Source organism: Mycolicibacterium pallens (assembly GCF_019456675.1).
In the GTDB taxonomy this organism is placed as follows: Bacteria; Actinomycetota; Actinomycetes; order Mycobacteriales; family Mycobacteriaceae; genus Mycobacterium; species Mycobacterium crocinum.
Window position 1 is genome coordinate 370,827 of the sequence record NZ_CP080333.1, and the last position, 15,421, is coordinate 386,247.

General features: G+C 66.2%; 16 protein-coding genes and 2 pseudogenes. 7 read left to right on the forward strand and 11 right to left on the reverse strand.

The features are described 5' to 3' along the window. Positions 1-2: 2 nt before the first annotated feature. The 8 genes from K0O64_RS01725 to K0O64_RS01760 form a co-directional block, all read right to left on the reverse strand. Positions 3-896 (reverse strand): 5-oxoprolinase/urea amidolyase family protein, encoded by an 894-nt coding sequence (locus K0O64_RS01725; protein WP_071950151.1) that lies wholly within the window; start codon positions 894-896, stop codon positions 3-5. Continuing rightward, positions 893-1,534 carry a 5-oxoprolinase subunit B family protein gene (locus K0O64_RS01730; protein ID WP_096309621.1) on the reverse strand — a complete coding sequence of 214 codons (642 nt, stop codon included), beginning with the start codon at positions 1,532-1,534 and terminating at the stop codon, positions 893-895. Before K0O64_RS01730 ends, K0O64_RS01725 begins: the two co-directional genes overlap by 4 nt. A 16-nt stretch (positions 1,535-1,550) precedes the next feature. Next, a complete protein-coding gene (locus K0O64_RS01735) occupies positions 1,551-2,267 on the reverse strand; it encodes a queuosine precursor transporter (protein ID WP_096309622.1) in 717 nt (238 codons plus the stop codon). Positions 2,268-2,290: 23 nt separating this feature from the next. Next, a complete protein-coding gene (locus K0O64_RS01740; protein WP_096309623.1) occupies positions 2,291-3,265 on the reverse strand; it encodes an ABC transporter substrate-binding protein in 975 nt (324 codons plus the stop codon). Positions 3,266-3,274: 9 nt separating this feature from the next. Continuing rightward, complete coding sequence (locus K0O64_RS01745) at positions 3,275-3,874, reverse strand: LysE/ArgO family amino acid transporter (protein WP_096309624.1); 600 nt, start codon at positions 3,872-3,874, stop codon at positions 3,275-3,277. A 72-nt stretch (positions 3,875-3,946) separates the two neighbouring features. After that, positions 3,947-4,153, reverse strand: a complete 207-nt coding sequence (locus K0O64_RS01750) for a hypothetical protein (protein ID WP_125477363.1) — start codon at positions 4,151-4,153, stop codon at positions 3,947-3,949. Between the two features lie 125 nt (positions 4,154-4,278). Continuing rightward, positions 4,279-5,082: a siderophore-interacting protein gene (locus tag K0O64_RS01755; protein ID WP_096309625.1), complete on the reverse strand. Its 804-nt coding sequence runs from the start codon at positions 5,080-5,082 to the stop codon at positions 4,279-4,281. Next, positions 5,082-5,690: a TetR/AcrR family transcriptional regulator gene (locus K0O64_RS01760; RefSeq protein WP_220045960.1), complete on the reverse strand. Its 609-nt coding sequence runs from the start codon at positions 5,688-5,690 to the stop codon at positions 5,082-5,084. The genes K0O64_RS01755 and K0O64_RS01760 overlap by 1 nt, the downstream gene beginning before the upstream one ends. An 86-nt stretch (positions 5,691-5,776) precedes the next feature. On the opposite strand from K0O64_RS01760, the gene K0O64_RS01765 reads away from it, so the two are divergent. The 7 genes and pseudogenes from K0O64_RS01765 to K0O64_RS01790 all read left to right on the forward strand — a co-directional run bounded on the left by K0O64_RS01765 (position 5,777) and on the right by K0O64_RS01790 (position 11,232). Beyond that, positions 5,777-7,027: a cytochrome P450 gene (locus K0O64_RS01765; RefSeq protein WP_220045961.1), complete on the forward strand. Its 1,251-nt coding sequence runs from the start codon at positions 5,777-5,779 to the stop codon at positions 7,025-7,027. A 70-nt stretch (positions 7,028-7,097) separates the two neighbouring features. After that, on the forward strand, positions 7,098-7,370 hold the full coding sequence (locus tag K0O64_RS01770) for a hypothetical protein (RefSeq protein WP_096309627.1): 273 nt from the start codon (positions 7,098-7,100) through the stop codon (positions 7,368-7,370). Next, positions 7,367-8,266: a LysR family transcriptional regulator ArgP gene (locus tag K0O64_RS01775; RefSeq protein ID WP_071950150.1), complete on the forward strand. Its 900-nt coding sequence runs from the start codon at positions 7,367-7,369 to the stop codon at positions 8,264-8,266. Before K0O64_RS01770 ends, K0O64_RS01775 begins: the two co-directional genes overlap by 4 nt. Before the next feature lie 62 nt (positions 8,267-8,328). Beyond that, positions 8,329-8,598, forward strand: coding sequence for a hypothetical protein (locus K0O64_RS01780; RefSeq protein WP_071948040.1), 270 nt, complete (start codon positions 8,329-8,331; stop codon positions 8,596-8,598). Positions 8,599-8,790: 192 nt separating this feature from the next. Further along, positions 8,791-9,540: pseudogene (locus K0O64_RS01785) on the forward strand (L,D-transpeptidase); the annotation flags it as partial. Between the two features lie 63 nt (positions 9,541-9,603). Then, on the forward strand, positions 9,604-9,738 hold the full coding sequence (locus K0O64_RS30120) for a hypothetical protein (protein WP_269147155.1): 135 nt from the start codon (positions 9,604-9,606) through the stop codon (positions 9,736-9,738). 27 nt (positions 9,739-9,765) lie between these two features. Further along, positions 9,766-11,232, forward strand: a complete 1,467-nt coding sequence (locus tag K0O64_RS01790) for a peptide MFS transporter (protein ID WP_220045962.1) — start codon at positions 9,766-9,768, stop codon at positions 11,230-11,232. On the opposite strand, the gene K0O64_RS30055 is transcribed toward K0O64_RS01790, so the two are convergent. From K0O64_RS30055 to K0O64_RS01800, 3 genes and pseudogenes are all read right to left on the reverse strand, one after another. Beyond that, positions 11,226-12,872, reverse strand: coding sequence for an AMP-binding protein (locus tag K0O64_RS30055; protein WP_230986073.1), 1,647 nt, complete (start codon positions 12,870-12,872; stop codon positions 11,226-11,228). The two genes, K0O64_RS01790 and K0O64_RS30055, sit on opposite strands and share 7 nt — an antisense overlap. Before the next feature lie 24 nt (positions 12,873-12,896). Continuing rightward, positions 12,897-14,366, reverse strand: a pseudogene (locus tag K0O64_RS30060) (long-chain-fatty-acid--CoA ligase); the annotation flags it as partial. Next, positions 14,363-15,421 carry an acyl-CoA dehydrogenase family protein gene (locus K0O64_RS01800; protein ID WP_096309630.1) on the reverse strand — a complete coding sequence of 353 codons (1,059 nt, stop codon included), beginning with the start codon at positions 15,419-15,421 and terminating at the stop codon, positions 14,363-14,365. The pseudogene K0O64_RS30060 and the gene K0O64_RS01800, both read right to left, overlap by 4 nt.

A 15,421-nucleotide genomic window follows, 5' to 3' on the forward strand; every position in this document is an offset into this window, starting at 1 on the left:
CTCTACCAGCCCGGGAGGCCGCCCGCTGCGATACGGGCTCTGGTCCAGTGCAATCGCACGGTCTGTCCGGGCCGGATCTGCGCGACCTTGTCGGTATCGGCGTCGATCACCACGCCGATCACGGGATAGCCCCCGGTCACCGGGTGATCGGGACCGAGGATCACCGGTTGGCCGTTGGGCGGCACCTGGATTGCGCCGCGGGTGGCGCCCTCGCTGGGCAGCTGGCGGTCCGGCCAGCGGTAGGTCAGTGGTTGCGCGGACAGTCGCATGCCGACCCGGTCGCTTCGCTCGCTGGCCACCCACTCGGTGTGCACGAGCGCGTCGGGATCGGTGAACCAGTCGTCTCGTGGGCCGGGCACGACGCGAAGCTCGATCGGGTCGTTGGTGATCGCGGCCACCGGGGCCTGGTCGAGCTCGGGGTAGTCCTGGGTGTGGCTACCCACCGGAAGAACGTCGCCCGCGCGCAGCGGCCGGGGGCCGATCGCCGACATCGTGTCGTAGCTGCGCGAGCCCAGCACCGGCTCGACGGCGATACCGCCGCGCACTGCGAGATAGCTGCGCAGACCCGCGTGTGGTACGCCGAGCGAGATCACCTCGCCAGGGTGGACATGGTGAATACTGTTGGTGCCGAACGGGACTCCGCCGACAGCGGGAGCGGCGTCGGCTCCCGTCACGGCGATGTCGACGTCGCCGCCATGCACTCGTGCGGCGAATCCACCGAGGGTGATCTCGACGGTGGCACGGTCGTCAGGATTGGCCACCAGGCGGTTGGCCAGCCGATGTGCCGCGCGGTCGGCGGCTCCGGAGCGGGTCACCCCGACATGCGCGAACCCGGGTCGGCCGAGGTCCTCCAGCAGCGCCAGCGGGCCGGTCTGCAGCACTTCCAACGTGATCATGACGGGCTGTCCCCGACCGCCCGGAACCGCACCCACATGCCGGGTACGAGGAGCGCGGGCTGCGGGCGGTCGATGTCCCACAACACCGCGTCGGTGTGTCCGATCAGCTGCCAGCCGCCGGGGGATTGGCGCGGGTAGACGCCACTGAACTCACCGGCCAGGCCGACCGATCCGGCCGGTACGGCGGTGCGCGGATCACTGCGGCGCGGCACCGCCAACTGCGGGTCGCCGTCGATGAGGTAGGCGAAACCCGGTGCGAATCCACCGAATCCGACCCGCCAGGGCGTGGCCGTGTGGGCTTCGATCACCTCACCGGGAGTCATCCCGGTGTGTGCGGCGACGTCGTCGAGGTCGGGGCCGTCGTAGACCACGTCGATGGTGACGTCGACACCGCCACCCGGGTGTTGCTCGGCATCGGAGAGATCGACGCCCCACTGCTTGAGGCGCTGCCGGGTGGGCTCCTGGTGGGCCGGATCGGCCAGTCTCACCAGGACGGTCCGGGCGGCCGGCACGATATCGAGGACACCGGTCAGCTCTGCTGCGCGCAGGCTCGCCGCCAGCGCCAGCACATCCTCGGTGGACGGGCATTCCAGCAACAGTGCCCCGTCGCCGTAATCACGGATTGTGTTGGACACCATGCGTTTGCATCCGAACTCAGACCATCAGGGTGTAGGTGGGCTCGCGCCGCTTGATGTAGGCGATGACCCGATACGTCACCGGCAGCATGACCACTTCGACGGCGGTCTTGTAGACCCAGCCGAGCGCGGTGTAGGTGACGAAGTCACCGAAGCTGGTGATGCCGATGGCGCCGGCTGCGATGCTGCAGAAGACCAGGGTGTCGCCGAGTTGTCCGGCGAAGGTCGAGCCGACCAACCGCGCCCACAGGTGCTTTTCCTTGGTCCGCTGCTTGATCTTGACGACGGTCCAGGCGTTGATGGTCTGCCCGACGATGAACCCGGCCAGGCCGGCGACGATCAGCTGGGTGTAGGCGTGGACGATGTTCTCGAAGTGTTCCTGGTTGGTGTAGAAGTCGGCCGAGGGGAGGTAGATCGTCACCCAGAAGGCCAGGGCGGCAAGGATGTTCATCGCGAAGCCGAGAATGATCGCTCGCCGCGCGGCCTTGAACCCGTACACCTCGGAAAGTACGTCGCCGATCACGTAGGTCAGCGGGAAGACGATGAAACCGCCGTCGGTGATGATCGACCAGTTCCCGATCACGGGCCCGAACGCCACGCCTTTGGTGGCGGTCACGTTGGAGATGATCACCAGCGCCGTGAAGACCGAGACGAAAACCGGATAATAGCGAGAGCCGACCTGCGCGAATCCTGGAGTGGGAGCGTCGGTGCGCGTGGGGGCCTGGCTGTTTGTCACAAGTGCTATCCAAGCACGGCCGCTCAGCCCAGCGCGCGCAACAGCAGCGGCGGCAGCTGATCGGCCACGATCGGATAGGACAGCGGCGAGGCGAACGCGATCGCGCCGGCGAGATCCTTGCCGGTGAAGACATTCCGAGCAGCCAGCGCCGCAATCGCCGGATCGGCCAGTAGTGCGGCCTGGTCGGCATCGCTCTCGGTGGACCAGACCACCACGTCTGCCCAGCCGAGGGCGTCGGCGAGCTTGTCGCGGGGGATGGCAGCCCGGTGGTCGTCGACGGCGTAGGCCTTGATGCCGTCGGCGATCTGGAAGCCCATCGACGTCAGGAAATCGGTCCGCCAGCCCGGCAGCGTCGCGGTCAGGGTGCCGTCGAAGAAGCTGCCTGCCAGCAGCGCCGCCTTTTTGTCCTTGAAGGTGGCGTTGTTCTTGGCCACGTCGGCGAACTTGCCGTCGATGTCGGCGATCAACTGCTTCATCTGCCTGCCCTGGAAGACCGCGGTACCCACCGCGGCGGCCTGGTCCTTCCACGGCTCGAAGAAGGCGTCATAGCCGGATTGGGCGATGGTCGGGGCGATGGCCGAGAGTTTCTTGTAGGTGTCGGCATCGAGTCCGGCGTTCACCGCGACGATCAGGTCGGGCTTCAGCGCGGCGATCTGATCCACCTGAATCCCGTTGTCCAAGTTCAGCACAACGGGCTGGGCCGATCCGAGCTTGGGTTCGGCCCAGGGCCAGACCCCGTAGGGCTGGTCGCCGAACCAGTTGGTCACCGCGATGGGAACCACCCCGACCGCGAGAAGGTCATCCTGCTCGGTGAATCCGGCGCTGACGACTCGTTTGGGCGGTGCCGGGACGGTGGTTTCGCCGAAGATGTGCTTGATCGTCACCGATTTCGGGTCGGCATCGTCACCGGATGTCTTCGGCGAGCACGCCGCGGCAAGCAGCACCCCCGCCGCTCCGGCGGCCCCCAGGAACCCACGCCTTGTCCACTGCGCGCTCACGGCGCGAGATTAACCCACCACCAGCGAGATGCCGAGTCCAATCATTGTGACCGCAATCAGACCGTCGAGGATTCGCCACGTCATCGGAGTGGCGAAGATCCCGGCCAGCCGTCGTGCGCCGAACCCCAGGCCGAAGAACCAGACCACGCTGGCGGTCACCGCGCCGACGCCGAACAACCACCGGCTATCGGCGTGCTGGTTGGCCAGCGTTCCGAGCAAGACGACGGTGTCCAGATAGACGTGTGGGTTGAGGAAGGTCATGGCCAGGCACGTCAGTAGGACCGAGATCAGCCGGGTGGACCCGTTCTGCGCGGGCGCCATGCTCGACGGCTTGAATGCTCGCCGGGCCGCCAGCGCGCCGTATCCGAAGAGGAATGCCGCGCCGCCGATCTTGGCGACGGTGACGGTTTGCGGGTGGGCGGTGATGACGGCGCCGATTCCGGCGATGCCGGCGGTGATGAGCAGCAGATCCGAGACCGCGCACACGCTGACCACCGCGAGGACGTGTTCACCGCGGATGCCCTGTCGCAGCACGAAGGCGTTCTGGGCGCCAATGGCCGCGATCAGGGTGAACGACGTCAGGAAGCCGACGAGCAGGGGCGAGGTCATGCCACGACGGTATGAACGGCCGTAGCAACAGTCCAGCTAAAGATTCTACGGCTGGTTAAGCCGCGCTAATGCTCAGCAGAGGGCGTTGGCGGCGATGAGCCCGAACGTGATGAGCACGATGCTCAGGACGAATGCGGGATGGCCCATGGACATAGCCACCGCCACTCCGGCCACGCCGGCGACGAAGATGGCGACCATCAGGAGGGCGGCCCGAATCGGGTGCGGATTGATGGCGGCGCGGGGGAGCGGTACGACTCTCGGCCCTTGAGGACGTTCCATGGAGCTCATCGAACACCTCCGATTGTGACCTGGCTCATCATATGAACTATAGGTGATGGAGATCACAAGCACAGCACGATCGGCTGCCGCGCGGGTCGCATTCGCGCACGTCATACCTAGTCTGGCTACAGACCGGCTTCTTCCAGCGCGTCCTCGAACTCCTCGAGGGCCACCCTGTCGCCTTTGCCGTCGGCGATCGCCCGCTGGTAGATCCCGAACAGCTCGTCCCCGACCGCCGCGAACTTCGCGTCCCAGTCGGTCGAGTCCATCCGCCAATACCCGGCGACGTCGTATTGGTCGACGGTCCAGCCGTGGCCGCGAAGGTATTTGCGGACCGCTCGGGATGCGCCGGCCTCGCCGGCGAACCAGCAGTACCCCTCCGCCGGCAGATCGATCTGACCCACCAGGTCCACCAGGCGGCTCGGGACGACACCGTTTCCGGTGCCGAGGGTGGGTACGAGCGTGACGCCGGGGCGGACCGGAAGGTAATCCAGGTCCCGGTGATCGACGACCTCGACGACGACGGTGGTCGCGACGGCGACGGGTGTTTCGGCCATGATCCGGGCGGCGGCCGGCAGCCCGGCGAGATCGGCCACCAACAACTGCCACATCGTTTCCGGTGGCGGCCGGTACCACGCACGGGCGTAGTTCAGCCCGACCCGATCACCTGGTGTGGCCGTCTGCGCCCAGCGGCTGCCGGGACCGCCGGGATGCAGCGCGACATCGAGATCGATCTCGTCCCCGTCATGGCGGCGCACGGAGTAGGTGCGGCCTTCGTCGGGTGACTGGGCGTCGAAGTACACGCCGACGGCGGCATCGGCACCCGGCGCGAGGGCCAGCGCACCGGGGTCTTCGATGCGCAAGCTGACCCGACGCAGCCATGGGCTCAGCGGGATCGTCTCGATGACGGTCGCGGGCGAAAAGCTCATCACGCCGCCCCGGCCGCTCCGAGTGTGATGGCGGTCAGGGTGGCGACGAGGGTCTCCTCATCGGTGTCGATGTCGCCGTGCAGCCACGCGCTGATGAGCTCCGTGGCGGCGGTGACCATTGCTCTGGTGGCGAGCAGACGGTCCACCGACGGCTTGGGTGATCCTTCGAAAGGCATGGCTTCGGCGGCGATGCGTTCGGTGAACTCACCGACTTCCCGCTGCTGCAGCTGGCGAAGCCGGGGAAAGCCGGGCGACTCCATGTAGAGGCGGGCGTCGGCCGCGCTGGCGACCAGCGTGTGGATCACTGTCTTCAGTACGCCATGAGCCCGATCGGGCAGGGCAACGGTGCTCAGCACGTCCTCCATCGCCGCCTTCAGCCGGCCGTACAGCTCTTCGGCGCAGGCGTCCAGAAGGTCGTCCTTCGTGGTGAACTCGGTGTAGAAGTACCGCTTGCTCAGCTTCGCGCGTTGGCACACCAGGTCGACGGTCAGCGGCGCCACCCCGACTTCGGCGATCAGGGTGCGTGCGGCATCGAGCAGTCGCTCGCGGCGTTCCTGCGAGCGCTGCCGAGAGCTGAGCCCCCCGTAGGTACGTCCTTCGACAACCATGACGCCATCTTGACCCATGGTGTGTGCCACACCATAATCCAGAACGAAGTCGTTCCAGATTACCCGCCGGGCGCAAGGAGCCACCGATGACGACACGGATCATGGATGACGCGGCGCGCGCGCTGGCCAACCCGCTGGCCTACACCGACGAGCCGGGTCTTCACGCGGCGCTCGCACACCTGCGTAAGCACGCCCCCGTGTCGTGGGTCGACGTCGAGGGCTACCGGCCGTTCTGGGCGATCACCAAGCACGCGGACGTCATGGACATCGAGCGGCAGAACGATCTGTTCACCAACGACCCTCGCTCGATCCTGGTGGCGACCGAACTCGACGACAAGCTGCGCGCCGACCGGGAAGCCGGAATCGGCTTGTCCACGCTGATCCACATGGACGACCCGCACCACCGTGACATGCGCAAGATCGGCGCCGACTGGTTCCGTCCGAAAGCCATGCGCGCCTTGAAGGCTCGCTGCGACGAGCTGGCCAAGATTTACGTCGATCAGATGGTGGAGCGCGGCCCGGAACTCGATTTCGCGCAGGAGATCGCGGTCAACTATCCGCTGTACGTCATCCTGACGCTGCTGGGTCTGCCGGAGTCGGACTTCCCGCGGATGCTCAAGCTCACCCAGGAACTGTTCGGTGGCGACGACACCGAGTTCCAGCGCGGCGACTCGGGTGACGCGATGCTCGCGGTGCTGCTGGACTTCTTCAACTACTTCTCCGCGCTGACTGCGTCCCGCCGGGAGAACCCAACCGAAGACCTCACGTCCGCGATCGCCAACGCCACGATCAACGGAGAGCCGCTGTCCGACATGGACACTGCCTCCTATTACGTGATCGTCGCCAGCGCCGGCCACGACACCACCAGTGCGGGCATTGCGGGTGGATTGCTCGAATTGCTGCGCAACCCAGGCGAATTGCAGCGGCTGCAGAACGATCCCGGCCTGATGGGCACCGCGGTCGAGGAGATGATCCGCTGCGTGGTTCCGGTCAAGGAATTCATGCGCACCGCCCAAGCCGACGCCGAAGTCCGCGGCGTCCCCATCGCCAAGGGCGAAGCCGTTCTGCTGTCCTATGTTTCGGCCAACCGCGACGAAGACGTCTTCGACGACCCGATGCGCTTCGACGTCGCGCGCGATCCCAACAAGCACCTGTCCTTCGGCTACGGGGTGCACTTCTGCCTCGGTGCCGCGCTGGCCCGGATGGAGATGAACAGCTTCTTCACCGAACTCGTCCCCCGCATCAAGTCCTTCGAACTCGCCGGCGAGCCCGAGCTGATGGCCACCACCTTCGTGGGCGGGATCAAGCACCTGCCGATCCGCTACTCCTTGGCCTGAATTGGCCGCGGCGACCCCCGGCAGCGGCGATAATGCCGGTGAGTCGGTAGTAAGAGGGGAAGTACTGACCATGAAGAAGCTGGCAGCGGCGCTGTTGAGCGCTATGGCATTGGCCGCTGTACCGGTGGCTGTCGCACCCGGCGCGTACGCCGATGTGTGCGGCGACGTCGGCGGGCGGCACGTGAATGTCGGTGGCTGCACCAACGTCGCCGGGGATGCCGCGGTTGCGGGCGCAGTGGCCTCCGACGATGACGCTGCAGCGCAGGCGGCATCAGGGCAGCCGCCGTGCTACACGCCGCAGGGGGTGCCGTATTACACCCCCGGTTCGGACCCCTGCTACTGAGCGCCCCAGGTGAGGCCCGCCTCGATGCGGGTCAGCTCGCGGCCTTCGCCGCGATCGTCGAACTCGGCAGTTTCGAAGCGGCGGCCGACCAACTGCACGTGACGCCGTCGGCGGTGAGCCAGCGCATCAAGGCGCTGGAAAAGCAGGTGGGCCAGGTTCTGCTGGTCCGCGGAAAGCCCTGTCTGCCAACAGCTGCGGGTGCACCGCTACTGCGGCTGGCCGCCCAGACAGCGATGCTGGAGGCCGAGGCCATCGCCGAGATGACGGGCGGCGGTGAGTCGGCACCGCGTCCGCGCATCGCCATGGCGGTCAACGCGGACTCCATGGTGACCTGGTTCGCGCGGGTGCTGTCAGAACTGTCCGACGTGTTGTTCGACATCCGTATCGAAGATCAGGACCATTCCGCGCGGCTGTTGCGGGAGGGTGTCGTCATGGGTGCGGTCACCACCGAGCGCACGCCGGTTCCGGGGTGCCGGGTTCAGCCGCTGGGCGTGATGCGGTATCTGCCGGTGGCCAGCGCGGAGTTCGTGCAGCGTTATCTCCCAACTGGTTTCACTGTCGATGCGGTCGGATCCGCGCCGTCCCTGGCGTGGAACCGCGACGACGCTCTGCAGGATATGCTGGTGCGCAAGGTCTTTCGTCGTGCAGTCGATCGGCCGGTCAGTTACGTGCCCACCTCGGAAGGCTTCGGAGCCGCGGTGCACGCCGGACTCGGTTGGGGAATGTACCCGGAGCAGTCCGCCGCTGCGGCCCTCGCTGACCGGTCGTTCGTTCAAATCTGCGATGCCCACCTGGATGTCCCGCTGTTCTGGCAGTGCTGGAAACTCGACAGCCCACTGATGGAATCGTTGACCGCAACCGTGCTGGCCGCGGCGGCGACACTGCGCCGGCACTGACAGCAGATTCACAGCAGCCCATACGACGTTTGGCGGTTCACCGATCCGGCTAACCGAGCCGCATGAGTGCGAGCCGACGAACCCGCTCGAAGATCGGTGCGGCACTGGTGGGCGCGAGCGCGGCCCTGGCGGGCGTGTTTCTCGTGGTCATTCAGGTGGAGCGCGGCGGCGGTGAAACGGTGATGTCCGATCCCGGGTCCTTCACGGTGCCGGCGACCAACACGATGACGACCGGCGCCACCACGAGCACATCGCCCGGCCAGCCGTCGGTATCGGCGTCGATCGCCACGCCGCAGATCACCACCACCCCGACCTCGTCCTCGCCGGGCTAGCTGCGCAACTAGGCAAAATCGCTGTCATGCACCATGATCGACCGGTTGACTGCGTCGATCGTGGAGATGTGAATGGGTGAAGTGAGCCGCCGCTGGGCACGAGTTCTGCTGTCCGTGGTGATCGGATTGCTCGCGGTACAGGTCGCCCCAACCGGGCTCGCGCACGCCGACGAGGTGTTGCCGCCGGTGGGCTTCACCACCACCGCCAACGCGCCGCTGCGCAACGGCGGCACCTACGGCATCGGCACCGTGATCGTCGCGCATTTCGACGCCCCCGTCGGCGATCGCGCACTGGCCGAGCAGGCGCTGCAGGTCGACACCTCTCCTCCGGTCAGCGGTGCCTGGCACTGGGTCGACGACAAGACCATGCATTGGCGCCCGCCGCAGTACTACGCGCCCGGCACCGTCGTGACCGTCACCCCCGGCCCCGGCGCGCCGCTGACATTCACCATCGGCGCCTCGCACATCTCGATCGCCGACGACAAGACCAAGCAGGTGACCGTGTTCGACGGCGGAAACCTGGTCCGCACCATGCCCACGTCGATGGGGCGCGGCGGTACCGAGAAGGTCGGCAACACAACCCTGAGCTTCTGGACCCAGCCCGGCACCTACACCGTTCTGGACAAGAGCAATCCGGTGGTCATGGATTCCTCGACGTACGGTCTGCCGATCAACTCCCATCTCGGATACAAGGAGACGATCCCGTACGCGGTGCGCATCAGCACCGACGGCGTGTACCTGCACGAGCTGGACGCGACGGTCTGGGCGCAGGGCAACACCGATACCAGCCACGGTTGCCTGAACCTCAACCGCGACAACGCAATCTGGTTCTACAACTTCTCGGTGCCCGGCGACGTCGTCGAAGTGCGCAACACCGGGGGTAAGCCGCTTCAGCTCTGGCAGAACGGGGACTGGAGTGTTCCGTGGGATCAGTGGGCGTAACCGGCAGTGTTTCGAGTAGCGACTACTCGTGACAGCGGGCGTCGGTCCCACAACACTGACGTTGTGACCTCCCCGCACGCAGAACCGCGCCGCCTTGCCGACGTCATCGAGCTGCCGCTCGCCCGGATGGCACCGCAGGGCGACCCGGCGTCCGGGGACGACGAGCGCGAGCCGGAGACCATCATCCTGCTCTGGTGAGTGGTGCGATGTGGCATGGTGAAATCCATGGCTGATGCCGTCGGAACCGAGAACGTGCCCGCGCAACGAACCTTTTTCGGCCATCCCGTAGGCCTGGCCAACCTCTTCGGCGTCGAATTGTGGGAGCGCTTCTCCTATTACGGGATGCTCACGATTCTGGGCTACTACCTGTACTACTCGCTCACCGACGGCGGCCTGGAGCTGCCCAAGGCCACCGCGACCGGCATCGTCGGCGCGTACGGCGGTCTGGTGTATCTGTCCACGGTGCTGGGCGGCTGGGTGGCCGATCGGCTGCTGGGTATGGAGCGGACCGCGCTGTATGGCGGGGTGGTGGTCATGTGCGGCCACATCGCGTTGGCCGTACTGCCCGGACTCGCGGGCGTGGGTGTGGGACTGGTGTTGATCGCGCTGGGGTCCGGCGCGCTGAAGGCCAACGCCTCATCCCTGCTGGGCACGCTCTACGAGGACGGTGATCCACGCCGCGACGGCGGGTTCACCTTGTTCTATCTCGGTATCAACCTCGGTTCGTTCGTCGGCCCGTTGATCACCGGTCTCCTGCAGACCAAACTTGGCTTCCACTACGGCTTCGGCGCCGCGGCCGTCGGCATGGCGCTCGGGCTGACCCAATATGTGGTGTTCCGGCGCAACCTCGGCAGCCACGGCCGCACCCCGCCGAACCCGTTGTCACACAAAGAGTTTCTGCGTACCGCCGGTATCGCGGTGGTGGTCGTGGTGGCCGTCGTCATTGCCTTCGTCGCCGGCTTGATCACCCTGGCCAACCTGTCTCAGGTGACCACCGGAATTCTGATCGTCGCCTCGATCGGGTATTTCGCGGTGATGTTGCGCAGTCCGCGCGTCGAACCGCTGGAGCGAACCCGGGTGCGTGCCTTCATCCCGCTGTTCATCGCGAACGCGGTGTTCTGGTCGCTGTTCCAGCAGATCTTCACGGTGCTGGCGGTGTACTCCGACGAACGGATGAACTGGTCGATCTTCGGTTGGCGGGCGCCGTCGAACTGGATCGGCTCCATCGAACCGGTGTGGATCATCCTGCTGTCACCGCTGTTCGCGACGATGTGGACCAAGTTGGGCCGGCGCGCGCCCACCACCCCACGCAAGTTCGCCTATGGCGTCATCGGTATGGGCGCGGCGTTCCTGCTGTTCCTGCCGATGGCCGGGACGACCGGGCGCAGCGTTCCGGCGCTGGCCGTTGCGGCGATCATGGCGGTCTTCGCGATCTCCGAGCTGATGCTGTCGCCCATCGGGCTGTCGGTCACCACACAGTTGGCGCCCAACGCATTTCGCGCACAGATGATGGCGTTGTATTTCTTCTCGGTCGGCCTGGGCACCTCGATGTCGGGGGTGCTGTCCGGCTATTACCATCCCGACCGCGAGTTCGCCTACTTCGGCATCCTCGGCGCTGTCGCGGTGGTAGTCGGCGTAGTGGTGTGGGCGTTGTCACCCCGAGTGAGCCGGCTGATGGAGGGAGTTCACTGAGGCTGCGCGTCGAGCAATCGCACCATCTCGGCACGCATTTCGACCTTGCGCACCTTCCCGGTGACGGTCATCGGAAAGTCTTCGACTACCCGCACATAGCGCGGAATCTTGTAGTGCGCAAGCTTTCCGGTCGCAAACGCACGCACCCCGTCGACGTCGAGCGGGGAGCTCCCGGGGCGCATCTTGATCCACGCGCAGATCTCCTCGCCGAATCTCGGGTCGGGCACGCCGATCACCTGCACGTCGTCGATATCGGGGTGGGTATGTAGGAATTCCTCGATCTCTCTGGGGTAGACGTTCTCTCCACCGCGGATGACCATGTCTTTGATCCGGCCGACGATCGTGCAATAGCCGTCGTCGCGCATCACCGCCAGATCGCCGGTGTGCATCCACCCGTCGTCGTCGATCGCGTCGCGGGTCTTGTCCTCGTCGTTCCAGTAGCCGAGCATCACCGAGTAACCGCGGGTGCAGAATTCACCGGTCGCACCGCGCTCGACGACAACGCCGGTGTCCGGGTCGACGATTTTGACCTCGACGTGGGGGTGAGCGCGCCCGACGGTGGCGGTGCGCCGCTCGAGGTCGTCGTCGTGCAGCGTTTGGCAGGACACCGGTGAGGTTTCGGTCATGCCATACGCGATGGACACCTCCGCCATGTTCAATGTGTCGACGCAACGCTTCATGATCTCCACCGGGCAGGGGGCGCCGGCCATGATGCCGGTGCGCAGTGACGAGACGTTGCGGTGTGCCAGGTCCGGATGTCCGAGCACCGCGATGAACATCGTGGGCACCCCGTACAGCGCTGTGCAGCGCTCCTGCTCGACCGCGGCCAACGTCGCAGCCGGATCGAAGCCGGCCGACGGAATCACCATCGTCGCACCGTGAGTGGTGCAGCCCAGGTTGCCCATCACCATGCCGAAGCAGTGGTAGAAGGGGACTGGAATGCACAACCGGTCACCCGGGCCGAAGTTGATCAGATCGGTCACGAAGAACCCGTTGTTGAGGATGTTGCGGTGCGACAGCACCGCACCTTTGGGTGAACCCGTTGTGCCGGAAGTGTATTGAATGTTGATGGGGTCCGTTGGGGTCAGCGAGTCCATCCTGGCGCGCAGCTCGGCGATGGGCACTTGGTCGCCTCGTCGCCTCAGCGCCTCCCAGTCGGACGAGTCCAGAAACACCACCTCGGTCAGATCCGGTACCTCGGGGCGCACTTCATCGACCATGCTGCGATAGTCGGAGGACTTGAATTCGCTGGCGGACAGCAACATTCGCACACCAGCGTGGCGCAAAACATAGGCCAGTTCGTGCGTCCGGTAGGCGGGGTTGATCGTCACCAGGATCGCACCGGCTTTCGCGGTGGCGTACTGCACCACCGTCCATTCCGCGCAATTGGGCGCCCAGATTCCGACCCGATCGCCCTTGCCGATGCCGGAGGCGATCAACGCCCTGGCTACAAGGTCGATCTCGTCGTTCAGTTCGGCGTAGCTCCAACACCGGCCGGTCGAGACCTCGACCAGCGCGTCGACATCGGGGTGCGCCGCGGCCGTGCGCTCGAAGTTCGCGCCGATCGTTTCGTCGAGCAGTGCCGCGCCGTCGGGGCCGGCCGCGTAGGACCGTGGCGCCGCGTGCTGCTCACGGAGCACGCTCTTGTCAACCTTGCCGCTGGCGTTGCGGGGCAACGAGTCAACGACGGCGATCCGCTGTGGACGTTTGAAGGCAGCCAGGTGTTCGCGGCAGTGTGCCTCGATCTCGGCTTCGGTGGGCGGGGCTTGGGGATCGCACGCCACGATCACCGCCAGCGGAGTCTCGCCCCACTTCGGATCGGGTACGCCGATGATCGCCACCTCGGCGACCTTCGGGTGAGCCGCCACGACGTTCTCCACCTCGGCGCTGTAGATGTTCTCTCCGCCCGAAATGATCATGTCCTTCTTCCGGTCGACTACGTAGATGTAGCCGTCCTCATCCTGCCGGACGAGGTCGCCGGAGTGGAACCATCCGCCGTGAAATGCCTCCGCGGTCTGGACCGGCTTGTTCCAGTACTCCGTCATCACCAGCGGCCCCTGATAGACGATTTCGCCGACCGACCCCGGTGCTACGTCGTTCATATCGTCGTCGACGATGCGCGCCTCGACGTTGAGCATCGGCGTGCCGACCGAACCGATCTTGCGGATGGCGTCATCGCCGTGCAGCAGGCAGGTGATGGGGCTGCACTCGGTTTGGCCGAACGCGGCGACGATCTCCGCGTCCGGGAAGGCGGCCGCCATGCTCTGCAGCAGCGTGGTAGAGGCCGGTGCGGCACCCCACCAGATCCGCCGCAGATAGGACAGATCCCATTGCCCGAGACCGTCCATCGCGCAGACCATCTGCCACTGGGATGGCGTCATCCAGCACGAGGTCACGCGCTCGCGGACGATCGTGCACACCGTTGCCTCGGGGTCGAATCCTCCCGACGGTGGAATGACGACGGTGCCGCCGGTCAGGAACGCGGGCAGCATCCCGGACACGCCCGCGGTGTGGAACAGGGGTGCCACCCCCAGCCAGCAGTCGTCGGGGATGTGGCCGAGCGTGGCGATCGAGCTGAACGCATGCAGATACAGGTTGCGATGGTTCAGCACAGCACCTTTGGGAAAGCCCGTGGTGCCGGAGGTGTACATGATGAAGGCCGGCTCCTGATCGCCGACGACGATATCGACGGGATCGTCGGCTGCGCTGTCGATAGCAGACTCGAAGTCGTCGCCGATCGTCAGCACCGAGCGCACCGACGATACTCGCGCCCGTTCGACGACACCGGCCAGTGCGGCGTCGACCACGACAAGTCCCGCGCCGCTGTCGGCCAACAGATAGGCGATCTCGTCGGCCACCAGGCGGAAATTCAGCGGTACGGCAATAGCGCCCAGTCGTGCTGTGGCAAACCAGGTCTCGATGACCTCGAGGCTGTTGAGGCCCAGCACGGCGACCCGGTCCCCGCGGCGGATTCCACGCTGGGACAACGCGTTGGCCAGCCGGGTGACACGGGCGTCGGTCTCGCCGAAGGTGCCGCGGCGACGCGGATCGACGAACGCGGTGCGGTCAGGGCGGACCCGGGCGTGCCTGGCGAGGACGTCGCTGAGGGTGATGCCCGTCGACGCAGAGGTCATAAGCCGACTCGATCGGCGAGCAGCGCACGATGATGGTTGCTGCCGCCGAAGAGTGCTTCGCACGACTTGGCCCGGCGTAGGTAGTGGTGCAGGTCGTGCTCCCAGGTGAACGCGATACCGCCGTGTACCTGGGTCGCGGTGTTCGCGCACAGGGTGAACGTGTCGGCGGCTTGAGCCTTGACCAGCGGGGCCGCCACCGCGAGTTCAGCGGGATCGTCGGCGCTCATCGCCGCGAACATCACCGCCACCCGGGTCGCGTCGATCTCGATCGCCATCTCCGCGCACATGTGTTTGACGGCCTGAAATGTCCCGATCGGGCGATCGAATTGCGTTCTGGTGCAGGCATACTCGACACTGCGCGCCAGACAGGCCTCGGCACCACCCAGCATTTCGGCAGCCAGCAGCACCCGTGCGGTATCTAGCACCCTCTCGAGGCCACCGGATGCGGCAGCATCGAGCGGCTCCGCCGTGGCCTGGCGGAGGGTCACCCGGGCCACCGGGCGGGTGATGTCGAACGACGGCAGTTGCTCGACGTCGACGCCCGGGTCGCCTGCGTTGACCACGTAGAGACCGATCACGTCGGCGGTGCGTGCCGGAACCACCAACAGGTCGGCGCCGACGCCGTGCAGGACCGGTTCGCACACCCCGTCCAAGACGGTGTGGTCACCGAGCCGGACGGCCGACGCACTCGCCAATGTGGGATCACCGGCTTCGGGTCTGGTGGCCGCAAAGGCCGCGAGGCGCTCTCCGCCTAGCAGGGCGGGCAGCAAGCGTTGGCGTTGCTCCTCACTGCCCATGATCAACACGGCGTGGACGGCGAACACATGAGATGCCAACGGTGCCGGGGTAAGGGCGCGGCCGAACTCCTCGAACACGATCGCCGATTCCACGAGAGTGGCTCCCACCCCGCCGTACTGAGGCGGCACCGACAGCCCGGGCAGCTCCAACTCTGCGCACAGGCGGCGCCAGAGCCGTTCATCGCCGCCATGCGCGTGCAGGAAGCTGCGCACCGAGTCGCGGAAGTCCAGCAATTCGGTGCTGTATTGAAAGTCCAT

Bases quoted from the DNA above. Each gene is read 5' to 3' on its own strand.
- K0O64_RS01780 (WP_071948040.1), top strand. From the start codon at position 8,329: ATGAGTGCGAGCCGACGAACCCGCTCGAAGATCGGTGCGGCACTGGTG.
- K0O64_RS01760 (WP_220045960.1), bottom strand. From the start codon at position 5,690: ATGGTTGTCGAAGGACGTACCTACGGGGGGCTCAGCTCTCGGCAGCGC.
- K0O64_RS01755 (WP_096309625.1), bottom strand. From the start codon at position 5,082: ATGAGCTTTTCGCCCGCGACCGTCATCGAGACGATCCCGCTGAGCCCA.
- K0O64_RS01765 (WP_220045961.1), top strand. From the start codon at position 5,777: ATGACGACACGGATCATGGATGACGCGGCGCGCGCGCTGGCCAACCCG.
- K0O64_RS01745 (WP_096309624.1), bottom strand. From the start codon at position 3,874: ATGACCTCGCCCCTGCTCGTCGGCTTCCTGACGTCGTTCACCCTGATC.
- K0O64_RS01770 (WP_096309627.1), top strand. From the start codon at position 7,098: ATGAAGAAGCTGGCAGCGGCGCTGTTGAGCGCTATGGCATTGGCCGCT.
- K0O64_RS01750 (WP_125477363.1), bottom strand. From the start codon at position 4,153: ATGGAACGTCCTCAAGGGCCGAGAGTCGTACCGCTCCCCCGCGCCGCC.
- K0O64_RS01725 (WP_071950151.1), bottom strand. From the start codon at position 896: ATGATCACGTTGGAAGTGCTGCAGACCGGCCCGCTGGCGCTGCTGGAG.
- K0O64_RS01800 (WP_096309630.1), bottom strand. From the start codon at position 15,421: ATGGACTTTCAATACAGCACCGAATTGCTGGACTTCCGCGACTCGGTG.
- K0O64_RS01730 (WP_096309621.1), bottom strand. From the start codon at position 1,534: ATGGTGTCCAACACAATCCGTGATTACGGCGACGGGGCACTGTTGCTG.
- K0O64_RS01790 (WP_220045962.1), top strand. From the start codon at position 9,766: ATGGCTGATGCCGTCGGAACCGAGAACGTGCCCGCGCAACGAACCTTT.